This window comes from Bradyrhizobium sp. (assembly GCF_047605465.1).
Taxonomy (GTDB): Bacteria; Pseudomonadota; Alphaproteobacteria; order Rhizobiales; family Xanthobacteraceae; genus Bradyrhizobium.
In genome coordinates this window covers 25,625-46,906 of record NZ_JASGFS010000023.1, presented here as the reverse complement: position 1 = coordinate 46,906, position 21,282 = coordinate 25,625, and the positions used below count along the sequence as shown (strand labels likewise).

General features: G+C 64.0%; 21 protein-coding genes. 5 read left to right on the top strand and 16 right to left on the bottom strand.

Annotated features, from left to right (window positions below; translation table 11 throughout):
- Positions 1–146 precede the first annotated feature (146 nt).
- Entirely contained in the window at positions 147–836 is a 690-nt protein-coding gene (locus QM712_RS18915; protein ID WP_415024650.1) for a FadR/GntR family transcriptional regulator, read from the top strand.
- Positions 837–856: 20 nt separating this feature from the next.
- Here the strand turns inward: QM712_RS18915 and QM712_RS18910 are convergent, their stop codons facing one another.
- Positions 857–1,795: a LysR family transcriptional regulator gene (locus tag QM712_RS18910; RefSeq protein WP_415024649.1), complete on the bottom strand. Its 939-nt coding sequence runs from the start codon at positions 1,793–1,795 to the stop codon at positions 857–859.
- Between the two features lie 165 nt (positions 1,796–1,960).
- Between QM712_RS18910 and ggt the strand changes: the two genes are divergently transcribed.
- Positions 1,961–3,571, top strand: coding sequence for a gamma-glutamyltransferase (gene ggt / locus QM712_RS18905; RefSeq protein ID WP_415024648.1), 1,611 nt, complete (start codon positions 1,961–1,963; stop codon positions 3,569–3,571).
- A 58-nt stretch (positions 3,572–3,629) separates the two neighbouring features.
- Here ggt and QM712_RS18900 read toward each other — a convergent pair whose 3' ends face one another.
- Genes QM712_RS18900 through QM712_RS18830 form a run of 15 tightly spaced genes read right to left on the bottom strand, consistent with a single transcriptional unit; the run spans position 3,630 to position 18,574 of the window.
- Positions 3,630–3,845 (bottom strand): hypothetical protein, encoded by a 216-nt coding sequence (locus QM712_RS18900; RefSeq protein WP_415024647.1) that lies wholly within the window; start codon positions 3,843–3,845, stop codon positions 3,630–3,632.
- The gene (locus QM712_RS18895) at positions 3,846–4,808 is read right to left on the bottom strand and encodes an alpha/beta hydrolase (protein ID WP_415024646.1); all 963 of its coding nucleotides are present in this window, start codon (positions 4,806–4,808) and stop codon (positions 3,846–3,848) included. It abuts the gene before it with no gap.
- An 18-nt stretch (positions 4,809–4,826) separates the two neighbouring features.
- The gene (locus QM712_RS18890; protein ID WP_415024645.1) at positions 4,827–6,497 is read right to left on the bottom strand and encodes an amidohydrolase; all 1,671 of its coding nucleotides are present in this window, start codon (positions 6,495–6,497) and stop codon (positions 4,827–4,829) included.
- Positions 6,484–7,530: a branched-chain amino acid ABC transporter permease gene (locus QM712_RS18885; RefSeq protein WP_415024644.1), complete on the bottom strand. Its 1,047-nt coding sequence runs from the start codon at positions 7,528–7,530 to the stop codon at positions 6,484–6,486. The genes QM712_RS18890 and QM712_RS18885 overlap by 14 nt, the downstream gene beginning before the upstream one ends.
- Complete coding sequence (locus QM712_RS18880; RefSeq protein WP_415024643.1) at positions 7,527–8,405, bottom strand: branched-chain amino acid ABC transporter permease; 879 nt, start codon at positions 8,403–8,405, stop codon at positions 7,527–7,529. The genes QM712_RS18885 and QM712_RS18880 overlap by 4 nt, the downstream gene beginning before the upstream one ends.
- Positions 8,405–9,115, bottom strand: a complete 711-nt coding sequence (locus tag QM712_RS18875; protein ID WP_415024642.1) for an ABC transporter ATP-binding protein — start codon at positions 9,113–9,115, stop codon at positions 8,405–8,407. Before QM712_RS18875 ends, QM712_RS18880 begins: the two co-directional genes overlap by 1 nt.
- Positions 9,112–9,876, bottom strand: coding sequence for an ABC transporter ATP-binding protein (locus QM712_RS18870; protein ID WP_415024641.1), 765 nt, complete (start codon positions 9,874–9,876; stop codon positions 9,112–9,114). The genes QM712_RS18875 and QM712_RS18870 overlap by 4 nt, the downstream gene beginning before the upstream one ends.
- Entirely contained in the window at positions 9,873–10,829 is a 957-nt protein-coding gene (locus QM712_RS18865) for an acetamidase/formamidase family protein (RefSeq protein WP_415024640.1), read from the bottom strand. Before QM712_RS18865 ends, QM712_RS18870 begins: the two co-directional genes overlap by 4 nt.
- Positions 10,829–11,515, bottom strand: coding sequence for a DUF1989 domain-containing protein (locus QM712_RS18860; RefSeq protein ID WP_415024639.1), 687 nt, complete (start codon positions 11,513–11,515; stop codon positions 10,829–10,831). Before QM712_RS18860 ends, QM712_RS18865 begins: the two co-directional genes overlap by 1 nt.
- A gap of 30 nt (positions 11,516–11,545) precedes the next feature.
- Complete coding sequence (locus QM712_RS18855) at positions 11,546–12,814, bottom strand: ABC transporter substrate-binding protein (protein ID WP_415024638.1); 1,269 nt, start codon at positions 12,812–12,814, stop codon at positions 11,546–11,548.
- A 59-nt stretch (positions 12,815–12,873) separates the two neighbouring features.
- Positions 12,874–14,577, bottom strand: a complete 1,704-nt coding sequence (locus QM712_RS18850) for an amidohydrolase (RefSeq protein WP_415024637.1) — start codon at positions 14,575–14,577, stop codon at positions 12,874–12,876.
- A complete protein-coding gene (locus QM712_RS18845) occupies positions 14,577–16,253 on the bottom strand; it encodes an ATP-binding cassette domain-containing protein (RefSeq protein WP_415024636.1) in 1,677 nt (558 codons plus the stop codon). The genes QM712_RS18850 and QM712_RS18845 overlap by 1 nt, the downstream gene beginning before the upstream one ends.
- A 45-nt stretch (positions 16,254–16,298) precedes the next feature.
- Positions 16,299–17,339: an ABC transporter substrate-binding protein gene (locus tag QM712_RS18840; RefSeq protein WP_415024635.1), complete on the bottom strand. Its 1,041-nt coding sequence runs from the start codon at positions 17,337–17,339 to the stop codon at positions 16,299–16,301.
- Between the two features lie 35 nt (positions 17,340–17,374).
- Positions 17,375–17,683, bottom strand: a complete 309-nt coding sequence (locus tag QM712_RS18835; protein ID WP_415024634.1) for a hypothetical protein — start codon at positions 17,681–17,683, stop codon at positions 17,375–17,377.
- Between the two features lie 12 nt (positions 17,684–17,695).
- Positions 17,696–18,574, bottom strand: coding sequence for a hypothetical protein (locus tag QM712_RS18830; protein ID WP_415024633.1), 879 nt, complete (start codon positions 18,572–18,574; stop codon positions 17,696–17,698).
- A 135-nt stretch (positions 18,575–18,709) separates the two neighbouring features.
- On the opposite strand from QM712_RS18830, the gene QM712_RS18825 reads away from it, so the two are divergent.
- The 3 genes from QM712_RS18825 to QM712_RS18815 all read left to right on the top strand — a co-directional run bounded on the left by QM712_RS18825 (position 18,710) and on the right by QM712_RS18815 (position 21,241).
- On the top strand, positions 18,710–19,462 hold the full coding sequence (locus QM712_RS18825; RefSeq protein WP_415024632.1) for a GntR family transcriptional regulator: 753 nt from the start codon (positions 18,710–18,712) through the stop codon (positions 19,460–19,462).
- 19 nt (positions 19,463–19,481) lie between these two features.
- A complete protein-coding gene (locus QM712_RS18820) occupies positions 19,482–20,372 on the top strand; it encodes an alpha/beta hydrolase (protein WP_415024631.1) in 891 nt (296 codons plus the stop codon).
- 221 nt (positions 20,373–20,593) lie between these two features.
- A complete protein-coding gene (locus QM712_RS18815; protein ID WP_415024630.1) occupies positions 20,594–21,241 on the top strand; it encodes a Crp/Fnr family transcriptional regulator in 648 nt (215 codons plus the stop codon).
- The last annotated feature ends 41 nt before the right edge of the window (positions 21,242–21,282 follow it).

Below are 21,282 nucleotides of genomic sequence, written 5' to 3'. Positions count from 1 at the left end.
AGGTGGTAGACGGGAGCTATCCTCGCGAAAGGCGCAGTCGGTCCGATAGAATGAATTCTGGAGCGCAGAAACTCCATCAGCCGCTTTCCCTCGCGATCCAGGAGGCCGTGCTCGAACCATTGGAGACCGGGGCGCGGCAGATCGCCGTGACTCGCCGACTTCAGCAGGCGATTATTCTCGGCATCCTCAAGGATGGAGATCAACTTCCTAGCGAGAGCGATCTTGCCGCCAAGCTCGGCGTCTCGACGGTGACTTTGCGGTTTTCCCTCGCCGAGCTCAGATCGTTCGGTTTGCTTGAAACGCGGCGCGGCCGCGGCGGCGGCAATTTCGTGCGGCTGCCGCCGAACTGGATCGAGATCCAGACCAATGCGCAGCTGAACGAGATCAGTCTCGACGACCTTCGCGACCTTCGCGACTACAGCGCGGCGGTTGGAGGCGGCATCGCCCGGTTCGCTGCCGAGCGGATTCGGAAGTCGGCGATCCCCCGGCTGGAGCTTGCTGCACGGGCGATCGCGACGTCGTCTTCGCCGCCGGAGAAGGCGCGATCCGATCTTCTCTTCCACCTCGAACTTGCTGCCGCGACGCGGTCGGCGCGACTTACGAAGTCGGAACTCGAAATCCAGAGCACGGTGGCTCCGTTCCTCTGGATGCCGCACGCCGATCTGCAAAATCCGTCAGACGCCGCCAAGGAGCACATGGACATCGTGAATGCCATCTCGGCAGGCGATGGCGAGCGCGCGCGTCATCTTGCGGAGGAGCATCTGTCCGAAGCGCTCAATCGCTTGATCGAGTTCAGGATGGAGATCGCGAGCTTCGTCTCGGGAAAGCATCGCTGATCGCCTCCGGACCACGTCCCTCAGGCGACGGTTCGTTCACCCGTGGACATCGCAATCTGGAAATCGTGCGAGCAGCGCTCGACGACGAAGTCCACGAAGCGACGGAGGATGGGAGGCGTGTGCCCGCCACGCCAGGCCAGGCTGATTCCGAAATCGGCATATTCGTCGGTGATCGGCAGGGCGATGACATCAGGCGGAAGTATTTCGCGCACCGAAGCGCCGTACAGCGTAATTCCCTTTCGCAGGGAGACTTGTCGAACGAGGATCGGGAACTCGTCAGCCTCGTCGGCTATCGTCGGCAAATAGCCGGCTTGCATGCAGACGTTCAGGGCGACCGATCTGAACGCGTTCCACCGGCCTTCACGGCCGAAGACGAAAACGTCCTTCGAAAGGTCCTTCAAGGCGACTTCGGTTCGCTGCGCGATAGGATGCAATCGGGAAGCCAGGATGACGAGACGTTCCCGAAACAGCTCCGTGTGAGGAACGGTCTCCTTGCAGGCCACCGACATGAGAAAACCTGCGTCGAGCTCGCCGGAGACGAGCGCGTTGATCTGTTCGAACGACGATCGGAGATGAAGCTCGGTGTTCACATTGGGCTCGGACGCGCCGAACTGCATGAGCAATTCGGCCATGGGTCCGTGAGTGGCCAGGGCCGAATAGCCGACCATCAGAGTTCCGGCGTGTCCGTCGGAGGTCAGGCGTGCCGCACGGATGCCGCGAGCCAGTTGCGCGAAGGCCTTCGATGATTCCTCGATGAGAACTTTTCCGGCATCCGTCAGGGATACGCGGCGGGTCGTTCGCTCGAACAGTTTGAAGCCGAGCGCCGTTTCGAGCTGTTGGATCGCGCGCGTCAGGACCGGTTGCGAGATCGACAGCTCCTCTGCCGCACGCCGAAAGCTAAGGTGTCTTGATACCGCAAGGAAGATTTCGATCTTCCTCAGGTCGGGAAGCCTTTCCATCGTACTATTTCTGTATGGGTATCAATTCGTATCCGATTGATATTGGACGGATTGCGACACGTCTGTCAAATTTTGGCCCGCTCGCTTTTCTCGCGGCGACGATTGGGGTTGCCGCTTCGCCCGGGGACGCTCAGCCGCGTCGGCCAACTTCAGAGGTTCATGCTCATGTTCGACTACGGAATGGTTTCAACTCCGCAGCCCGAGGCAAGCGAGGCAGGCGTCGACATTCTGCGAGCGGGTGGCAATGCACTGGATGCCGCGGTTGCGTCCGCGTTGGTGCAGAGCGTCGTCGATCCGTTGATGTGTGGTGTCGCCGGCTTCGGCAGTCTCGCCCTGTATCTGCCGGATCGCGGCGTTCACACCTATTTCGACTTCCACGCTCCCGCGCCGAAGGCCGCTCGTCCCGACATGTGGGAGAGTCTGATCGAAGGCGAGACGCGGGATGGCTGGGGCTTCATCCTCAAGGGCAGCGTGAACGAGATCGGTTACCAGTCCATCTGTGTTCCGTCGACGTTGCGCGGTCTGCATGACGCCCATCGCGAATACGGGAAACTGCCGTGGAAGGAGTTGTTCGCCGCGGCCATTGCCTATGCGGAGGACGGATGGTCCGTCCGTCCGCACGTTCACTCGTTCTGGTCGGATCAGGGGACGATGGGGCGCGTCAACAACGATCAGAGGATCTCTTTCACGCCGGCCGTGAAGGAGCTCTATTGTCGTCCCGATGGAACGCCCAAGCGTGTCGGCGATACCGTGCGCAATGGCGATTATGCCAACGTGCTTCGCCAGATCGCAAAAGGCGGCGCCGACGCTTTCTACAAGGGCGAGATCGCTGCCGCGATCGCCGATGACATGAAATCGAACGGCGGGCTCGTGACCACGGACGATCTCGCCTCCTTCCGGCCGACCCGCAACGAGCCGCTGCGCGGCCGATATCGCGACCACGAGGTCACCACGAACCAGCCTCCCGGCGGCGGAATCATGCTGCTGCAGATGCTCAACACGCTCGAAAACTTCGATCTGAGGGCGATGGAGCACAACAGCGTCGATTACATCAAGACGGTCGCGGAGGCGATGAAGCTCGCGACGATCGACAAGGAGAACCACATCGGCGATCCGGCCTTCCTGGACGTTCCGACGGAGCGGCTGACGAGCAAGTCCTATGCTCAGGAATTGGCCACGAAGATTCGCGCGGGACACCGAGCCGAGGTCACCCGCGTGGCCGGCGGTATTCCGAGCAAGGACACGACGCAGGTGAGCGTCGTCGACCGTCACGGTGGTTGCGTTTCGCTGACGCATTCCCTGGGCAACCCGTCGGGCGTCGTGACCGAGGGATTGGGATTCATGTACAACGGGTGCATGGGCATCTTCGACCCGCGTCCCGGCCGTGCCGGATCGATTGCTCCGGGCAAGGCGCGCTTCAGTTCGATGTGTCCTTCGATCCTGTTCAAGAATGGAAAGCCGAGCATGGTGATCGGTGCGCCCGGCGCGACCCAGATCGCAATGGGCGTGCTTCAGTCGGTGATCAACCGGATCGATTTCGACATGTCGATGCAGGAAGCAATTTCGGCGACGCGGTTCTCGGCGACCAGCAACATCATCGATCTGTCCAACCGTGTCCCGCGCGCCACGGAGCGCGAGCTTCGATCGATCGGCTACGAGACCGTGCGATCCGCCCTGAGCTACACGTTCGCGTGGGTCCATGGGATCGCCATCGAAGAGGGCGGTCCGTCGGGCGGCGTCGATCCTGCGACCGACGGGATCGCGCTGCGGACGTAGGAGCGCGGACGGGGACCCCGGCGGAGCTCTTCGCGTCCTCGGCCTCGCGCGGGAATCGCTAAAGCAATCCGCGGATGGTGAGCGCGACGATCATGATCGCGCTCAACACCAGTACGATCGATTGTCCGCGGAGGAAATCGCGATCGAAGGCTGTTCGTTCCGTCTCGCCGATGTCGATTTGCCCGAAGAACGAACAGCCCTGGTAGTCGACAACGCCTTGGGTGTCAGCGCGACCAGCTTGCTCTGTCGGCGAGGCGAAGGCGTTTCCGGCCACTCAAGCCCCCGGTACGGATGCGTCTCGGGAGGCTTGTCCCGCTGCCTGCTGATGAAGCCAGCCGCACATCGCCACATGTTCCTCCTGGGCGGCAGAGCAGAGGCCGCGCGCCCTGACGAAGCCGTGGATGAGGCCTTTGCCTGGACGGAACGTGACCTGCACGCCCGCAGCCTCCAGCCGTTGCGCGTAGGCGTAGCCGTCGTCGCACAACGGATCGTGCTCGGCCACGACGATGAACGCAGGCGGAAGGTCCGCGTGGGATTCCGCGCGCAGCGGGACCGCGAGTGGGTTGGCGCGCTGCTCCTCGGTCGGGCAATATTGATTCCAGAACCAGATCATCTCCGCGGCGGTCATGTACGGGGCGTTCGCTTCGGTCCGATATGAGGATCGCGAGAAGTCGACGTCGACACAGGGATAGATCAGCAACTGGCCGCGAAGCTTTTGTTCACGATTCCGGAACAGCAGCGTCATCACCGTGGCAAGGTTGCCGCCGGCGGAGTCTCCGCCGACGAAGATGGCTTCGGGATCGACACCGAGCCTGGCTGCATTCTCGAAGGTCCAGCGGACCGCCACTTCACAATCCTCGACCGCTGCCGGGAAGGGGCATTCTGGTGCCCGCGCATAGTCGACGCTGATCACGACGCAGGGCGTATCGGCGGCGATCGCGGCTGTAATCTGGTCGTGACTGTCGATGCTGCCGATCACCCAGCCGCCGCCGTGCATGTACACCAGAGCAGGAAGCGGCTGCGCGGCGCGCGGCCGATAGGTACGAATCCTCACGGGCCGCGGAGCATCGATCACGATCGTCTCGACGACAAACTCCTCCGGATAGGGCATGCGGGCCGCAGCGGAGAGGCGCTCGACGCGCTCGCGCCAAGCGGGCACGGAGAGCGAAAGCGGCGGTTCGGGCCAGGCCTCCTTCAGTCGGGCAACGAAGGGGGCGAGCTGCGGGTTGAGAGCCATATTACAATCCTGTTCAGTCTAGATGTCGCCGTGAACGACGCGCCCGCCGACGAGCGTGGCGTTGCAGGCGAGAGATTCGAGGTCTTCGGCAGAAGTGGTCAGCGGGCAGCCGCTCAGCACGGTCAGATCGGCGAGATAGCCCGGTGCGATCTGTCCCTTGCGGGCCTCTTCGAACGAAAACCATGCGCCGTTTCGGGTCATCGCGCGCAGCGCCAGCTCCGCGGATGCCGAGGCGCGCGGACCGATCGTCTGTCCGGTCGTCCGCTCGCGACGCGTGCGCATCGCACGCATGATGGCGAGTGGATTGCAGGGGCTGTTGTCCGTTCCGCATCCGACGGGCACGCCGAGCGCATCGAGTTGGGATGCGGGCGCGACCAGCTCCCGGTCGGCTTCATCGAGGGGGAAGAAACGTGTGCCGACCTTCCAGAGATGATAGTCGGGGATCAAGGTGACGCCGATTCCGAGGTCTTTCAACCGGGCAAGGTCCGATGCTGCGGCGTGGCTCATGTGCTCGATCACCCACCGCCGGTGGGCGATCGGATGCTTCGCATTGACGCGCTCATAGATGGCAACGATCTCGTGCAGCTTGTCGACGGCAATCGTGTGGACGCGCAGGTCGGATCTGGCAGCCGCCAGGCAGAGCCGCTCGAATTGCTCGGGCGTATTGGCCTGCTTGATGTAGCAGGACCAGCCGAGATCCCCCGGCCTCGCCATTGACGCGAGCGCAGCGCTCTGCTCGCCGCCGTAACCGATGAAGACGCCGCCGACCCGCAGCATGTCGTCGCCGAGGCCGGCTCCGCGGGCATGAGCCAGCTTGTCCTGAAAATCGCGCTCGGCCTCGTCGAGTGAATTCCAGAACGGGCTGACGACGAGATGCATGCGCATCGTCAGCTCATCGGCTTCCCGCAGGTCGCGATAGGCCGCGATGACGTCCGGCGCGCAGCCGTGCCCTTCGTACACACTCGTGGTTCCGAACGAATGATAGGCCCTGATCGATCGCTTGATGCCTTCGCGTCTATCGTGCGGCGAGAATCGCGGCACCGCCGGCAGAAGCGCGATCTGGGCCGAATCGGGATAGTTGTGCTCGACGATGACGCCGGTCAGTTCACCCGCCGCATCCCGCTCCAAGGCGACACCCTCGACCGGCGACGTCGAGGTCCGGTCGAGCCCGTTGAGCTTCAATCCGAGCGAATTCAGCGCGGTGTAGCAGGGCACGAGGCTCCAATAGCCTGACGGCGGCAGGATGCAGACCGGATGGTCGGGTGCTGCCAGATCGAGTTCTTCGCGCGTCGGCATGCGGCGCTCGGCGAGCACGATCGGGCCGCCGAAATAGAACGGCGCATCGCCGACCGGCATCGTCACGATCCATTCGCCGCGCGGCGTATTGTGGGCAAGCTCGGCGATCCGGGCCTGGACGTCGGCGATCGAGCGCACCGTTCCGAGGGACGGAAAGCGCTCGCGCAAGCCCTCTGTATCCATATGGGCATGGGTGTCGTTGAAGCCGGGAATGATCGTGCCGTCGGTCCTTAAGACCTTTGTCCCTGGGTTCGCGAGGTCGAGGACATCGTCGCGGTCTCCGACCGCGACGATGCGGTCGTTCTGCAACGCGACGGCCTGCGCAATGTCGCCGGCAGGATTGAGCGTCAGCACGCGGCCGACGAGGATGCGATCGATGCTAGGCCGGCTCATTCTGTGTATTCCCCGCGGTCTCGACGGCTACGCCTCGCTTGCCCTGATCGGTCTCGGTCCAGCCAAGGCGGAGACAGGTGAGGTCGTACAGCTTTCCGGCGATTCCTCCGACACCGGAAGGTATGAGGACGAGCGTCAGGATCAGCGCGCCGCCGAACACCAGCCCGCCGAGCGAGACGTCGATGTCGCTGGCCCAGATCGGGACGAACTGGATGAACATCGCACCGACGATGGCGCCTCCGATCGAGGTGATGCCGCCGACGACCGCGCCGACGAACAGGCTCAGGCTGAGCATGACGTTGAACGTGTCGGGCGATACGAACCCGACGATCATCGCATAGAGCGAGCCGGCGACGCCGGCGTAGAGGCTGCTCATCGCGAAGGTCGCGGTCGCAAGCGGGGCGCGGTCGACGCCGAGCACGGACGCGACCAGGTGATTGTCACGCGCGGCGATCATCGCCCGGCGGAGGGGACCGGAGAGGATCCGCGCGGCGACCAGATAGAGCACTGCTGCGATCGCGAGGCAGACGAAATAGATCCACTGGGAGTCGTCGATCCATTTCAGCGGAGATTCCGGGTTTCCGACGTTGAGTCCCTGCACGCCGCCGGTGAAGCCGTCGAACCGCTTCAGGAGGGCGGGAACGGTGATCGAGAGAACCAGCGTGCCCATCGCCAGATAAAGACCCTGCAGCCGCAGCGCCGGAAAGCCGAGACACCATCCGGCGACCCAGCTCAGGGCCGCAGCGACTGGAATCGTGGCGTAGGGGTTCCAGCCATAGCGGACCACGAGGATGGCGGTCGTATATGATCCCAGCGCCACGAACGCGGCATGCCCGAGCGTGATCGCTCCGCCATAGCCTGTCACAAGATTGATTCCGATGATCGCTATTGCAAACACCAGAACGGTCGCGAACTGGCTGACGAGATAGTTCGGGATGACGAACGGGATGACGTAGAGGAACAACACCGCCAGCAGCGCCGCAAACGCGATGCGGACAGCGAGGGGAGGCCTCGGCCTGACGACGACGTTCATAGTCTTGCTACCTTCTTGCGGCCGAACAGGCCGTCGGGTTTGACGAGCAGCGTTCCGAAGATCAGGACGAGCGCGACGACGATCTTGAGATCCGGGCCGATCCACGGGATGTAGGTGCCGACCAGGTTCTCGACGACGCCGACCAGAAGGCCGCCGACCACGGCGCCGATCACGCTGTCGAAGCCGCCGAGGGTTGCGGCTGCGAACGCATAGATGATGACGCCGAACATCATCGTCGGATTGAGGAAGACGCGGGGCGCGACGAGAATGCCGGACAATGCGCCGAGCGCGGCCGCGATGCCCCAGCCGATCAGCAGCATGGCTGGCACGGGAACGCCGACCAGTTCAGCGGAGTCGGGCGTGGAAGCTGCTCCGCGCATGGCGAGGCCGAGCTTGGTCCGCTCGAACAGCAGGTAGAGCACCAGCAGCACCAACGCGACGACCGCGATGATGCCGACCGTCTCGATCGACACGCTCAAGGTCCCGATCACCAGATGCCCCTTGGGGAACAGGCTCGGAAGGGCCTTGATGCTATAAGTCCAGAGGAATCCCGCGAGACTGTTGAGCGCCAGATAGAGGCCGATCAGCACGCTGACCACGGTCAGGAGGTTGGCGCGCGAGAGCGGCTTGACCAGGCCCGCATAGAGCGCCGTGCCGGCCGCGAACGAGATCGCGATGCTGATGATGACGGCCGGAATCAGCGGCATTCCCCACGTCATCAGCTGCCAGACGGCATAGGCCGAGAGCATCGCCATTTCGCCCTGGGCAAAGTTGACGATGCCGGTCGAGCGGTAACTGAAGGCGAGCGCCAGTGCGAGCGATGCGTAGATCGCCCCGTCGGCAAGTCCGTCGATGATCTGATTGGCGAACAGCATCATTCATATCCCAGATAGATGCGGCGAACCTCGTCATTGCCGACGAGGTTTGCGGCTGAATCTCGCAGCACGACGCTGCCGCTCTCCAGAACCATGCCGTCGTCGGCGATCGCCAGCGCGAGGTTGGCGTTCTGCTCGACGATGAGCACGGTCATGCCCGTTTCCTTGCGGATCTCGGCGAGCGTGTTGACCAGATCGCGCGTGATGAGCGGAGCGAGACCGAGTGAGGGTTCATCGAGCAGCAGCAGCCGCGGCTGCACCATCAATGCCCGGGTGATCGCGAGCATCTGCTGCTCGCCGCCGGACAGGCTGCCGGCCTGCTGCGACAGGCGCTCGCGCAGGCGCGGAAAGAAGGCCAGCCAGCGTTCGCGGTCGCGTTTGGCATCCGCTGAGCTTCGCAGATAGGCGCCGAGCCGGATGTTCTCGTCCACCGTCAGGTCCGCGAACGTGCCGCGCCCCTGCGGCACATGCGCGATACCGGCCGCCACCACCCGCCGCGCCGAGAGCTGGTCGATCCGCTTGCCGTCGAAGGTGATCGAGCCGGTGCGACTGATCGTGCCCGAAATGGCGCGCAGCAGGGTGGTCTTGCCGGCCCCGTTGGCGCCGAGGACGACGAGAATCTGGCCGTCGTCCATGCTGAGATTGATGCCGTGCAGCACATGGCGTGCGCCGTACCCGGCCTGAAGTCCTTCGATCGTCAGCAGGCTCATGCCGCGCTCCCGAGATAGGCGGCGGCCACCTTGGCATCGGCCTTGACGTCCTTGGGCGTGCCGTCGGCGATCTTGACGCCGTTCTCGAGCACGACCACGTGATCCGATATCCGCATCAGCATGCGCATGTGATGCTCCACGAGCAGGACCGTGAGATCGTAGCGCTTGCGGATGCGCAGGATGACCTCGGCAAGCTCGTCGACCTCGCCGTGCGACAGGCCGTTGGCGGGCTCGTCGAGCATCAGGAAGCGCGGGCGCGCGATCAGCGCGCGCGCCAGCTCGATGCGCTTGAGCGTGCCGAACGGCAAGCCTCCGGCCAGTTGATCGGAGAGATCGCCGAGCCCGAGCTCCGCGAGCAGGGCGGATGCCTCGACCTCGGTATCTAAAGCCGTGCCGGCGTGCCCGGTCCCGAAGATCGCGCTGAGAAAGCCCGGCTGCAGCCGGTGATGCGCGCCCAGAAGCACGTTGTCCTTGACCGACAGCGTGCCGAACAGCCCGACATTCTGCAATGTACGCGCGATGCCCAGGGCGATGATACGATCCGCCGGCAGCGCGGTGATGTCGCGGCCGTCGAAATGGATCGATCCGCGATCGACCGGGTACACCCGGGATATGGCGTTGAAGAGCGACGTCTTGCCGGCGCCGTTCGGCCCGATCAGGCCGCAGATCTCGCCGACTTCGACGTCGAAGGAGACGCCCTGGAGCGCGCGGATCCCGCCGAAGTCGATCTCGATGTCGCGAACACTGAGCAAGGTCGTCACGACGTCCGCTCCTTGTTGAAGATCGCCTTCGGCATCCTGGCGTGGATGCCGTTGACGCCGTTCACGAGCTGGGTGACGAGCAGGTCCGCCTGGAGCGAGCAGAGCGCGTAGGCATCGCGCCGGTTCATGCCCTGCGTGTCGACCAGAAAGTCGATCATGTCGAGCACGGCCTGGCGCGCGGCCTCCCGCAAATCCTCGTCGAGCCCCATCGTGATGAAGTGCTCGCGCGTTTCGGCTTGCGGTCGCTTGATGGTGCGTCCCTTCAGCACCGACAGCCGGAGTTCCGCGACCGTCATCGCGGTCTCGAGCGCGGTCTGCACGACCTCTCCCGATCCCTGCGCGGCGTGCGCGTCCCCGGCGTAGAAGCCGGCACCCTCGGCGAGCACGGGCAGATACAGCACCGAGCCGGCCACCAGATCGGCGCAGTCGATGTTGCCGCCGAAGCAGCCGGGGATCGCCGAACTCTGGGGCTTGCCCCCCGGCGGCGGCGAGACCCCCATGATGCCGAGAAACGGCCGCAGCGGAATGGTGATGCCGTCTCCGAACCGCGTCGTCATCGTGCGCGAGTCGAGCGCGAAATGGCGCAGCTCGGCGTCCTCGAACACGTCCGACAGCAGGCCGCGGCTCTGCTTGCCCGGGAAGATGACGTTGATGCCGTGATCGGCCACTTCGAGGCGCTTGATCTCGACCTTGAGGACGTCGCCCGGCATCGCGCCGTCGACCGCGATCGGCCCGGTCAGACTGTGCGGGCCGCGCCCCTCCGAGCGGATGCGATCACGCAGCGCGAGCGCGCGGTCGATGTCGAGCGTCGCATCGCCGGCGTTGTCCCACATGGTCCATGTGTCGAGGACGACCGTGTCCCCCGATGCGATGGTGAGGACCGGCTTGGCCTGCGGAGAAATGAGCCCTCGCTGGATCGTGGCGAGGGATGCGTTGATCGTATGGGTAGCCATCATGACGCCGGGTTGGAGTGCGCCGCGAAGACCTGCAGCCGCATCGGCGTGCACCGGCCTCCGTTGATCATGCTGATGTGATCTTCCGGACAGTTCGATATCGCGACGAGGCAATCGGTATCCGCCCGCAGTTCGACGAAGTCGCCGGGCTTGGAAACCGGCGCTTCCGCGACCCATGAATGGCTCGAACAGTCGTGATGGTAGTTCATGAAGAAGTCGATGGTGTCCGGAATGTCTTCGGGCAGGATGCCGTAGGGGGCCACCACGCCGCTGATGATCTCGTGGCAGCCGTCGACGCCGTGGACACCGAAGCTCTCGTAGAAGCGGCGGTTGCACATGCGCTGGTTGACCTTGTGGACCCCCTTCGGTTCGGGGGTCTCCTTCACGATCGTCATCAGGGGCGTGTAGATCGTCGACATCAGCACGTCGCCCTCGGCGAGGTGGTCCTTCGACATCAGGACACTGGGCTCGGGTCGCCCCGAGCGCTTGGCGCTGTACTGCATGGCGTAGCGTGTCGTGGAATAAGACAGCGACAACCGGTCGCGGTAGTTGTGGGCGTTGAAGATCGCGACGTCGACGACCTGTTGGCCCTCGACGTCGGTGATGCGAAGCACCTCGTCCTTGCGGACGATGAGCGCCCTGCCGCTTTTCGGCGGCAGGATTTCGTTGAGCAACTCGGCGGACATGTAACTCACCCGGATCAGATGGCAGCGCGACTACTTCAGGTTCTGCGGCGTCTTGCCTTCGTACTTGGTGATGACGTCGCCGACCTTGAGCCAGTTGCCCTTGCTGTAGCGGACGACCTGCATCGTCTCGACGTAGAAGGGGTCCTTCTTGCCGTCGACGCAGACGTTGACGCCGGGCACGACGCCGAGAATGGGCGCGCCGCACAGGTTCCGCGCGGACTCCATGATGGCTTCGCGGGTCGGAGCCTTCGCCTTCTGCAGGGCCGCCACCATGGTCTGCGCCTGCGAGAAGCCGTACATGGTCATGGGGTCGTCGAGGTTGAGGCCCGAGCTCGAGAACTTCGTGCCGATGTCGCGATAGGTCTGCATGTCCTTGGTCGCGGCATAGTCCGACGTGGTCGGGTCCATCATGCTGACCACGGAGTAGACGCCCTCGGACGCTTCTTCGCCTGCCGGCTCCATCACCGTCTTCTTGGAAGCGCTGATGTTCGAGACGATCACCATCGGACGCCACGAGGTGTCCTGGATCTTGCGCAGGGTCTGCGCGGTGAACTTCGGCACGGCGAAGACCAGCAGGACGTCGGCGTTGGTGGCGCCGAGGTTGGAAACCTGGGAATCGACGGTCGGCGAGGTGACCTCATAGGACTGCGCCTCGACGATCGTCACGCCGGTGTTGGCGGACGCGGCCTTGAACGCGTTGAGCAGCTCCTTGCCGAAATCGTCGTTCTGGTAGAGCACCGCGACCTTCGCATTCGGCTTCTGCGACTTGACGAACTCGGCGTAGATGCTGCCTTCGGTGGTGTAGGAGGGCTGCCATCCGATGGTCCAAGGATACTTCTCGGAATCGGTGCTGAACGCTGAGAGGCCGCTGCCGACGAAAAGCTGCGGCACGTTCTTGCGGTTGACGTAGTCGCGGATCGCAAGGCCGGTGGCGCTGCCGAGCGGCCCGATGATGATGGCGACCTGGTCGCGTTCGACGAGGCGGCGAGCCTGCTCGACCGTGCGCGGCGGCGAGTAGCCGTCGTCGTAATAGGTGTAGGCGATCTTGCGGCGCTTGCCGTCGCTCATGAGGACGCCGCCGTCCTTCTCGTTGACGGATTTGAAATAGGCGTCCTGCATCGCGCAGATCGTGACGAACGAGGCGATCGGCCCGGTGCTCGGGCAGATGCCACCGATCTTGATCTCGGTGTCGGTGATGCCGGTCGTATCGGCGATCGCACCCGAAACCTGCGCCGTCGTGGCGACGGCCGTTGCGAACAGAAGCTGCGTGACGGTGCGGGAAAGTTTGAAACCACTCATAATAGTACTCCTGACTTTGATTGTTGAACGATGTCGGCTGGGACGCAGCCCGGTGTCTGCTAGGTGTTCGCACCTATCTCGGAGGCGCCATGGACGAATTGGCCGCCGACCATGGTCGCCACGCATGCGATGCGTTCCAGCGAATCCGCGGGCGTGCCGAGCGGATCGTCGCTGAGCACTGCAAGATCGGCATAGTTTCCGGGAACAATCGCGCCCTTGACGTGCTCCTCGAACGTCAGCCACGCGCCGTTGACGGTCAGCGCGCGCAAGGCGACCTCTGCCGGTGCGCAAGCTGAGGATCCGAGGACCCGTCCGGTGGTGCGCTCCTGCCGCGTCATCATGGCGCGCATGCCCGCAAAGGGGGTGACCGGGCTGTTGTCGGAGCCGGCCGCGACGGGAATCCCGAGCGAGGACAACTGGACCAGCGGCGCGACCATCGCGCATTCGTCGTCGGAGCGCGACGCGAACCGATTGCCGGCCTTGGACAGGTGAAACTCCGGAATCAGCGTGACGCCGACGCCCAGCGCCTTCAGCGCCGCGAGGTCTTCCATCGCGGCGATGCTGACATGCTCGAGCACCCACCGCCTGCCGTCGAGGTGATATTCGGCATCGATCCGCTTCAGGATGGGAACGATCTCGTGCAGCTTGTCGATGACGATGGTGTGGAGCCGCAGGTCGTGGGCCGCGGCGAGCCGGCACAGCGCCTCGAAGCTCTCCGGATCGTTCGCTTGCCGGACGTAGCACGACCAGCCGAGATTGCCGGTGTCCGACAGGGCGACGCTCCCCACCGCCGGGTCGCCGCCGTAATTGACGAAAAGTCCGGACACGCGCAGCCGGTCGTCGCCGAGGCCGCTGCCGCGGGCATAGGCCAGCCAGTCGGACATCTGTCGTTCCGCGTCGCCCAGCGACGTCCATGTCGGGCTGACGACCGCCCCGACCCGCATCGTCAGGGAAGAGTCTTCGTGGATCTGGCGGTACGCCGACAGGATTTCCGTCGCGCAGCCGTGGCCCTCATAGATGCTGGTGACGCCATGCGCGTGATAGGTGCGCATCGCCTTCGTGATCGCGTTGCGGCGGTCCGACGCTGTCACGCGCGGCAACGCGCCCAACAGGTCGAGCTGCATCGCATCCGGAAAATTGCGCTCGACGAATACGCCGGTCGGCTCGCCATGCGAGTCGTGAAGAACCTCGATGCCCTTGATCCGGGGCTTCGTCGCACCCGTGATTCCCAGGATCGAGAGCGCTCGCGAGTTCACGGCCGCATGGCAGGGGATCAGCCCCCAATAGGACGACGGCGGCAGGATGCAGACGGGATGATCGGGCGCGGCGCGGTCGAGCTCCGCGCGGTTCGGCATCCGTTTTTCCGCCAGGGTCAGCGGGCCATCGTAATAGAACGGCTGCTCGCCGACCGGCATGGTGACGATCCACTGGCCGGGTGCCGTCTGGCGGGCCAGTGCCGAGATCCGCGTCAGGACGTCATCGATCGAGCGGGCGCCGCTCAGCGAAGGGAAGTGCTCGCGCAGCCCCTCGGTATCCATATGGGCGTGCGAGTCGTTGAAGCCGGGAATGACGACGCCATCCGTCCGGATCACGCGCGCCCCGGGACAGAGACGGGTCATCTCGTCCCGCGTGCCCGTTCCGGCGAAGCGGCCATGCCTGACGGCGACGGCTTCCGCGACCGTGCTGCGGGAATCGAGCGTCAGCACCCGACCGCACAGCACGTAATCGGAACCATCGTCCGCGTGGCCGGGGGCTTGTCGCATCAGTTGCGGCTCCACGGCATGACCAGCCGCTCGATGCCGTCGAGAGCGATGATCGACAGATATCCGCTCACGGAGATGGCGATGATGTTCACGTACATCTTCTCGACGGCGAAGATCTGCCATGACGACCAGATCGCATAGCCGAGCCCGGTCTTGGCGCCGACGAATTCAACGGCGGCGATCACGACGAATGCCGTGCCGATGGCGAGCTTCAGTCCGGTGAAGATGCTGGGAAGGGCGGCCGGAAGCGCGATGAAGCGGAACAACCCGAAGCGGGACATTCCGAGGTTGTGCCCGACGTCGAAATAGATCTTCGGCGCATAGCGCGTGCCCGACATGGTGTTGAAGAACACCAGGAAGAACACGACGATGGCGATGACGGCGTATTTCGGCGCCTCGCCCAGACCGAAGATCATCAGCAGCAGCGGAAATGTCGCGATCTTCGGCACCGGATACAGCGCGGAGAAGATCGGCGCGATCAGTTCGCGGGCGGTGGGCCACATGCCGAGCGCCAGGCCGAGCGCGATGGCCGGGATGCCACCGATGGCAAAGCCGATGAGAACCCTCTCGAGCGTCGCGTAGGCGTCCACCAGCAATGGTCCGTGCGCCAGCTCGTTCCAGAAGATGGAGAGAATGGAAGAGGGCGCCGGGAAGAAACGATCGTCGGCGATACCGCTCTTGACCACGATTTCCCAGAGCAGGAGCACGCTGAGCGGGCTGAACTTGCCGAGCAGCGAGATGATCTTGCGGTTGCGCGACGGCCGGGCCAGCCGCTCGAGCGTCTCGGCGCTGGGCTGTTGCGCGGCCGCCTCGGGTTTCGGCGGGGTTGCGTCGACCACGGCGTCCGGCCGCTCCGATGCCTCGTCGCCCTTGTAGCGGGCGAGCAGCTTCCAGATATCGAAGGTCATGCGCCCGAAATCGGGATGACGCCTGAGCTCGAGCACGTCCCTCGGCCGCGCGAACGGCACCTCGATATCGGCGGCGATCTCACCGGGGCGCGCGGACATCACGATGATGCGGTCACCGAGGGTCAGGGCTTCTTCCACGCTGTGCGTGATGAAGACGACCGTCTTCCCCGTCCGCTCCCAGACCCGCAGCAACTCCTGCTGCAATTCCATCCGGGTCTGCTCGTCGAGGGCGCCGAACGGCTCGTCCATCAGCAGGATATTGCTGTCGCGATCGATCAGCGCGCGCGCGACGCTGGCGCGCTGTTTCATGCCGCCGGAGAGCTGGTGCGGAAATGCCTTGCCGAAATCCTCGAGCCGCATCAGGGCCAGCAGCTCCCGTGCTCTCTTCTCCTGTTCCTCGGGCGAGGCGCCCTGGAGCCTGAGCGGGAACTTCACGTTGTCTTCGACGGTCAGCCATGGAAACAGCGAAGCTTCCTGAAACACCATCGCGGGCGGACGCGCCACGCCGGCGTCGCGTTCGATGCCGATGCTTCCGAGCGTCTCTTCCTCCAGACCGGCGAGGATGCGCACCAGGGTCGACTTGCCGCAGCCGGACGGCCCGCAGATGCAGATGAACTGGCCGCGCGGAACCGTGATCGTGACGTCGCTGATGGCGATGACGGTGGCGTGGCGCCGGTCGTCGTGAAATGCCTTCCAGAGATGCTCGACCGTGATGGCGTTGCGCGGCAAGGCTGATGCGGAGTCCTGGATGGCGTGGCGAGCAGACATGGCCGGCGATGTTTCCTGTGGGAGTCCTGGCGGGTTCGGCCGGCCTTACTTCGCGAGCTTGCGCGCCTGTTCGATGATCTGCGGCGAATAGAAGTCGGCGAAGTTGATCTTGTCCGTGTAGGTCAGCATCTTCCGCTCGCGGAAATACTCCTGCATGTCGTCCATCAGCGCGAAATCCGGCTCGATCTTCGGCAACAGCTTGGACGGTGTCCGGCGCAGAATGTCGGCCGGGACGCCGGTGTATTTGGAGACGATCTCGACGATCTGCGGATCCTGCCAGGCGCTGGCCTCGATTTCGCGCGCGGCCTTGAGGAAAGCGGCGAGATAGCGGGCGCAGGCGTCGGGGTTCTGTTTCGAGAAATCGCCGTTCGCGAGCAGCGGGAAGGCACCTTTTCCGCGCGCCGCGTCGTTGGCGATGGGCACGGCGATTCCCTTCTCCTCGAGCAGGGTCACGCCGGGCTCTGCTGCCCAGCTCGCGGTGATGGCGCCGTTCGCCACGGCCGGACCGATGTCGTTGCGTCCGATCTGCACGAGCTCGACGTCCTTGACGCTGCCGCCGAAGGCCTTGAGCGCCAGGTGCACGTCGTATTCATTCCAGCCGCCGAGGCCGACGACGCCGACCTTCTTGCCCTTCAGGCCGGCCGCTGTCGTCAGGCCTGCATCGTAATTCGCCTTCGAAACTACCAGCGCGACGAGGTTTCTGCCGCTTTCGGGCAACGTGGTCTGGGTGCCGAGAACGCGGATGAGGCCGCCGCGGCGCATGGCGTTGAAGACCGACGCGCCCCACGACGTCGCCATGACCTGGTACTTGCCGGCAGCGAGCAGCGGCAACTGGTCCGCGACGTTCTGCAGGGAGGTATCGACCGTGACGTCGAGCGACTGCTCGGTGAAATAGCCCTTTTCCTTCGCGACGAAGTGCGGAGAGGAGGTGATGCTCTGGACCGCCGAGACGACGATCTTGGTCGGGCCGGTGTCGGCGCGGGCAGGTCCGAGCGCGCCTGATATTGCGACCGCGGCGGTGCCGAGCAGCAGGGAACGACGGGAGTGACGAACAGCGACCTCAGGTCGCATCGATTCAGAACGCATCGCAAACCTTCCTCTGAAGCAGTCTCAAGAGAGTCTCAGGCGACCGAGCCCTTGCCCTGAAGCGATTCCACCAACTTGTTGACGGCAACGGCCGCGCCCTTGCCCGCCTCGTTGCCGAAGATCAGCCGCGCGAACTGTCCGCCGAGATAGGGATGCAGCCCCATGTCGTAGAGCGCGAGGAAATTGCGGGTTTCGATCGCGTGCCGTTCGTCCTTGCGCAGCGGATAGCGATCCAGCACGGCCGCTTCCTTCTCAGCGAATTCCACGCGTAGCTCCGGCGACCACTTCAGATCCTGGATCAGATCGTGCGTCACCAGCGACGGATTGAATTTTTCGAGGCCCATGATGCTGCTCCTTCAAACCGCCGCGCGTTGCCGCGGCATATTGGCGTTCATGTCCCACAGCACGCCGCCGACACCGCACTTGAAGTCCTTGTGAACGGTGTAGCCGAAGTTCTTGCCGGGTCTGGATCCGATGGCGCCGAGCACGACGACCCAGGCCAGGAGTTCCGCGGTGCCCCCGGAGCCGGCGGCTTCCATCTTCTCCAGCGTCAATTCCCGCAGCAGCTTCTCGTGGTCGCCCGAGGCGACGAGATCGAGAAACCAGCGGTCGAATTCCTCGTCGATGAAATAGTAACGGGCGCCGCCGGGCTCGTGGCTGAGGCCGCCGGATCCGAGCAGGGCGACGCGCATGTCGGCGGGCAGATCGTTCCGGATGAAGTCGCCGAGCGCCTTGCCGACATCGTAGCAGCGATACTGGTCGGGGATCGGGGGCACCGTGCAATTCTGCAGCACCGGCACCATCGGTATTCCCGAGCCCGCGATATTCGTCAGCAGCACGGGCACGGAGATGTTGTCGTCGAACTTCAGGTTTTCGTTCTGCGCGAACATGCGGATGCCCCGCTTGCTCATGCCGTTGAAGAGCGCTGCCGCGATCTCGGGGGAGCCCTTCACCGTGTAGTCCTCGCAGCCGATCCACGGCTTGAACCACTCGTATGGGCCGCGGTGCTCGGCGGCCATGCCGATCAGGAAGTCGGGATAGGTGCGGATACGGCTGTTGGCGAGGTGATCGTTGGCGAACACGATCAGGACATCGGCTTTGGCCTCGGCGATCGCTTCGGCAAGGTTGCGATAGGTGGTCGCAACCACATCCTTGACGTCCGGCGGGGCCGCTTCGAGCAAGCCGATCAGGCCTGGCGCATGAGGCGCTCCCGCAGCGAATACGATCTGAGCCATATCATTCTCCCTTTATGTTCCAAAGCTGCGCGATAAATCCAAGACTGTCAAGATTTTCGAAAATCTGTTTCCTCTTGGAATTTCGTCGGTCTTGGACGATATTGCGGTGAATCGCGACTAAAGGGCGCAGATGGGATGAAGAGCATTTCCAAGGAGTTCATCGGCAAGTGGGGCCCCGGCGTGGGCATGACCAGCAGCGAGCCGAAAACGCTGGCGGGGCAAGTCGCGCAGCAGTTGAGGCTCGACATCATTCGCCACAAGCTGGAGCCGGGCGAGCGCCTGCAATTCGAAAAGCTGAGCAAGCGCTACAAGGTCGGCGTCAGCCCCTTGCGCGAAGCGCTATTCCAGGTTGCAGCTCAGGGTCTGGTCGTTGCCGAGGATCACAAGGGTTTCGTCGTCGCGCCCATTCACCTCGACGAGATGATGGACGTGTCGAGCCTGAGGGCCCATCTCGAGACTTACGCGCTCAGCGGCTCCATCCGCGACGGACGGGAGGAGTGGGAGGTCGATCTGCTCGCGGCATTCCACCGGCTGAAGCGCGCGGGCATTTCCGTATCGGTCGATCGGGAGGACGAAGATCTCCGGACGGATTGGGAAGACCGGCATCGCGAATTTCACTTCGCCCTGTGCAAGGGGTGCAATTCGCCCTGGCTGCTGCATTTCTTCAACGAGCTCTATGATCAGATGGAGCGCTATCGGCGCTACTTCTGGAAATATGCGGAGCGGGCGGTTGCGGCCGATAGCGAGCACGAGGCGATCATGCGTGCCGCCCTCGATCGCGACGAAGAGCGCGCCACGAGCCTGTTGCAGGCGCACTTCAAGCGGCAGGCGAAGCTGACCCTGAGCCTGCGCAACAAGGTCCAGCGCGCTGTCGCGGAAGCGGGCTGAGCTTTTGGAGAGCGGGGCGATGAATGGCGCGATCGAGCCGGATGCAGGCCCGGCAATGATGCCGGTCTATCTCCATTACACGCAATCGGAGCTGGATCGCGCTTTCGATCAGACGCAATGGGCGTCGAACATGAAGGATCTCGTCGCGCGCTGGGCCGAGACGAGCCGTTCGGTCCGCGACAACGAGCCGCGCATGGAGACGCGTCGCTATGGCGCAGGGGCCAACGAGGATCTGCAGATCTTTCCCGCGGAGGATCGCGACCGGCCGATTCAGGTTTTCATCCATGGCGGGGAATGGAAGCGGCGCGACAATCTCGGCACTGCGTTTCCGGCGCTCAGCCTGGTCCCGGCCGGCTTCAATTTCGTGAATCTGAATTTCGAGGCCGTCCCCAACGTCACCATTCCGGAGATGCTCGACCAGGTGCAACGTGCGGTGGTCTGGATCTATCGCAACGCACGCGACTTCGGAGCGGACCCCGACGCGATTCATCTCTCCGGACACTCCTCCGGTGCGCATCTGGCCGCCGTGCTGGCGACCACGGAATGGGAGAAATTCGGCGTGCCCGCCGACATCCTGAAGAGCGTGGCGTGCATCGGCGGTCTTTACGACATGGAGCCCGTGCTGCTGAGCATGAGGCGGGCGTGGGTCAAGCTGACGGCTGAAGAGGCCGATCGGCTCAGTCCCCTCTATCATGTCGACCGCATTCGGGCGCCCGTCGCGGTGGTGTACGGCGGAAACGAATCGCCGGAATTCAGGCGCCAAGCTTTGGCCTTTCATCATGCGCTGCTCGCGGCAGGCAAGCGCAGTGACCTCACGGAGATGCCCGGCCAGAACCATTTCGAGGTTCTCGACGCGCTGCATCATCCGGGATCGAGGCTTTTGCGGATATTGGCGGCGAACGCGGGCTAGACGCGGCGGGCGGGAAAACGGCCGAATTGGCACGAATTTCGGGGCGCAACCCTGCCATCCGATCTTGGGGAGATGGCGCCGACTCGGCGCTTGCAAGGCGGACAAGCTGTGCGCCATATTTCACGAGACTGATGGCCGGGCACGTGCCGGCCCGACGGAACGGCTCGAAAAACGAGGACAACATGCCGGGGAAGGAGACACATTCTTCGTGTCGGGGCGAGGTGAGCGAAACTCTCCGCGTGCCGTCGGCCATGTTGACGCGCCTCTTGAAGGTCGCGCCGGGTCTGCAACACAGGAAATTGGCCAAGGGCGCCTCGATCTATCGCCAGGGCGAGGTGAGCACGCAGTGCTATGTCGTCGTGTCCGGTCGCGTCGGCATTACGATGCTCGGCGCAGGCGGCCAGGAACTGCTGATCGACATCGTCGGTGCCGGTGCCTTGTGCGGCGAAGGAGCCGCCTTCGACGGCTTGCCGCGTTTTTCCAGTGCAAACGCCCTTGAAGCGAGCAAGCTGCTTCAGATTCCGGCACGCGAATTCTGCCAGCTGATGTCGTCCGATGCCGAGCTCGCGGCGCTCATCGCTCAGACCATTGCGCTCAAGCAACGAACGCTCGCCGGCCGGCTCGCGCAGGTTGCTCAATCCTCGCCGGAAGTCCGCATCACCGAGTTGCTCTCGCAGATATCGGAGCCGGAAGCTTCCGATATCGTGCTCACGCATCAGCAGATCGCGAACCTGATCGGCGCGTCCCGCATCACGGTGACCCGTGCGATGCAGCGGCTTCGGCGCGAAGGCGCGATACTTTGCCATCGCGGCCGTTATCAACTCGTCCGTGCCGCGGCGCCGCACCTTCATGCGTCCCGGATGGCTTGATTTCAGAAGCCGCATCCGCTTTTCAGTGAGCTGCGTCAAAC

What these genes read in the sequence shown, in the direction of transcription:
- QM712_RS18865 (WP_415024640.1), bottom strand. Translation starts at nt 10,829, where the DNA reads ATGGCTACCCATACGATCAACGCATCCCTCGCCACGATCCAGCGAGGG.
- QM712_RS18875 (WP_415024642.1), bottom strand. Translation starts at nt 9,115, where the DNA reads ATGAGCCTGCTGACGATCGAAGGACTTCAGGCCGGGTACGGCGCACGC.
- QM712_RS18885 (WP_415024644.1), bottom strand. Translation starts at nt 7,530, where the DNA reads ATGAACGTCGTCGTCAGGCCGAGGCCTCCCCTCGCTGTCCGCATCGCG.
- ggt (WP_415024648.1), top strand. Translation starts at nt 1,961, where the DNA reads ATGTTCGACTACGGAATGGTTTCAACTCCGCAGCCCGAGGCAAGCGAG.
- QM712_RS18880 (WP_415024643.1), bottom strand. Translation starts at nt 8,405, where the DNA reads ATGCTGTTCGCCAATCAGATCATCGACGGACTTGCCGACGGGGCGATC.
- QM712_RS18895 (WP_415024646.1), bottom strand. Translation starts at nt 4,808, where the DNA reads ATGGCTCTCAACCCGCAGCTCGCCCCCTTCGTTGCCCGACTGAAGGAG.
- QM712_RS18910 (WP_415024649.1), bottom strand. Translation starts at nt 1,795, where the DNA reads ATGGAAAGGCTTCCCGACCTGAGGAAGATCGAAATCTTCCTTGCGGTA.
- QM712_RS18845 (WP_415024636.1), bottom strand. Translation starts at nt 16,253, where the DNA reads ATGTCTGCTCGCCACGCCATCCAGGACTCCGCATCAGCCTTGCCGCGC.
- QM712_RS18820 (WP_415024631.1), top strand. Translation starts at nt 19,482, where the DNA reads ATGAATGGCGCGATCGAGCCGGATGCAGGCCCGGCAATGATGCCGGTC.
- QM712_RS18890 (WP_415024645.1), bottom strand. Translation starts at nt 6,497, where the DNA reads ATGAGCCGGCCTAGCATCGATCGCATCCTCGTCGGCCGCGTGCTGACG.
- QM712_RS18825 (WP_415024632.1), top strand. Translation starts at nt 18,710, where the DNA reads ATGAAGAGCATTTCCAAGGAGTTCATCGGCAAGTGGGGCCCCGGCGTG.
- QM712_RS18840 (WP_415024635.1), bottom strand. Translation starts at nt 17,339, where the DNA reads ATGCGTTCTGAATCGATGCGACCTGAGGTCGCTGTTCGTCACTCCCGT.
- QM712_RS18855 (WP_415024638.1), bottom strand. Translation starts at nt 12,814, where the DNA reads ATGAGTGGTTTCAAACTTTCCCGCACCGTCACGCAGCTTCTGTTCGCA.
- QM712_RS18860 (WP_415024639.1), bottom strand. Translation starts at nt 11,515, where the DNA reads ATGTCCGCCGAGTTGCTCAACGAAATCCTGCCGCCGAAAAGCGGCAGG.
- QM712_RS18850 (WP_415024637.1), bottom strand. Translation starts at nt 14,577, where the DNA reads ATGCGACAAGCCCCCGGCCACGCGGACGATGGTTCCGATTACGTGCTG.
- QM712_RS18835 (WP_415024634.1), bottom strand. Translation starts at nt 17,683, where the DNA reads ATGGGCCTCGAAAAATTCAATCCGTCGCTGGTGACGCACGATCTGATC.
- QM712_RS18830 (WP_415024633.1), bottom strand. Translation starts at nt 18,574, where the DNA reads ATGGCTCAGATCGTATTCGCTGCGGGAGCGCCTCATGCGCCAGGCCTG.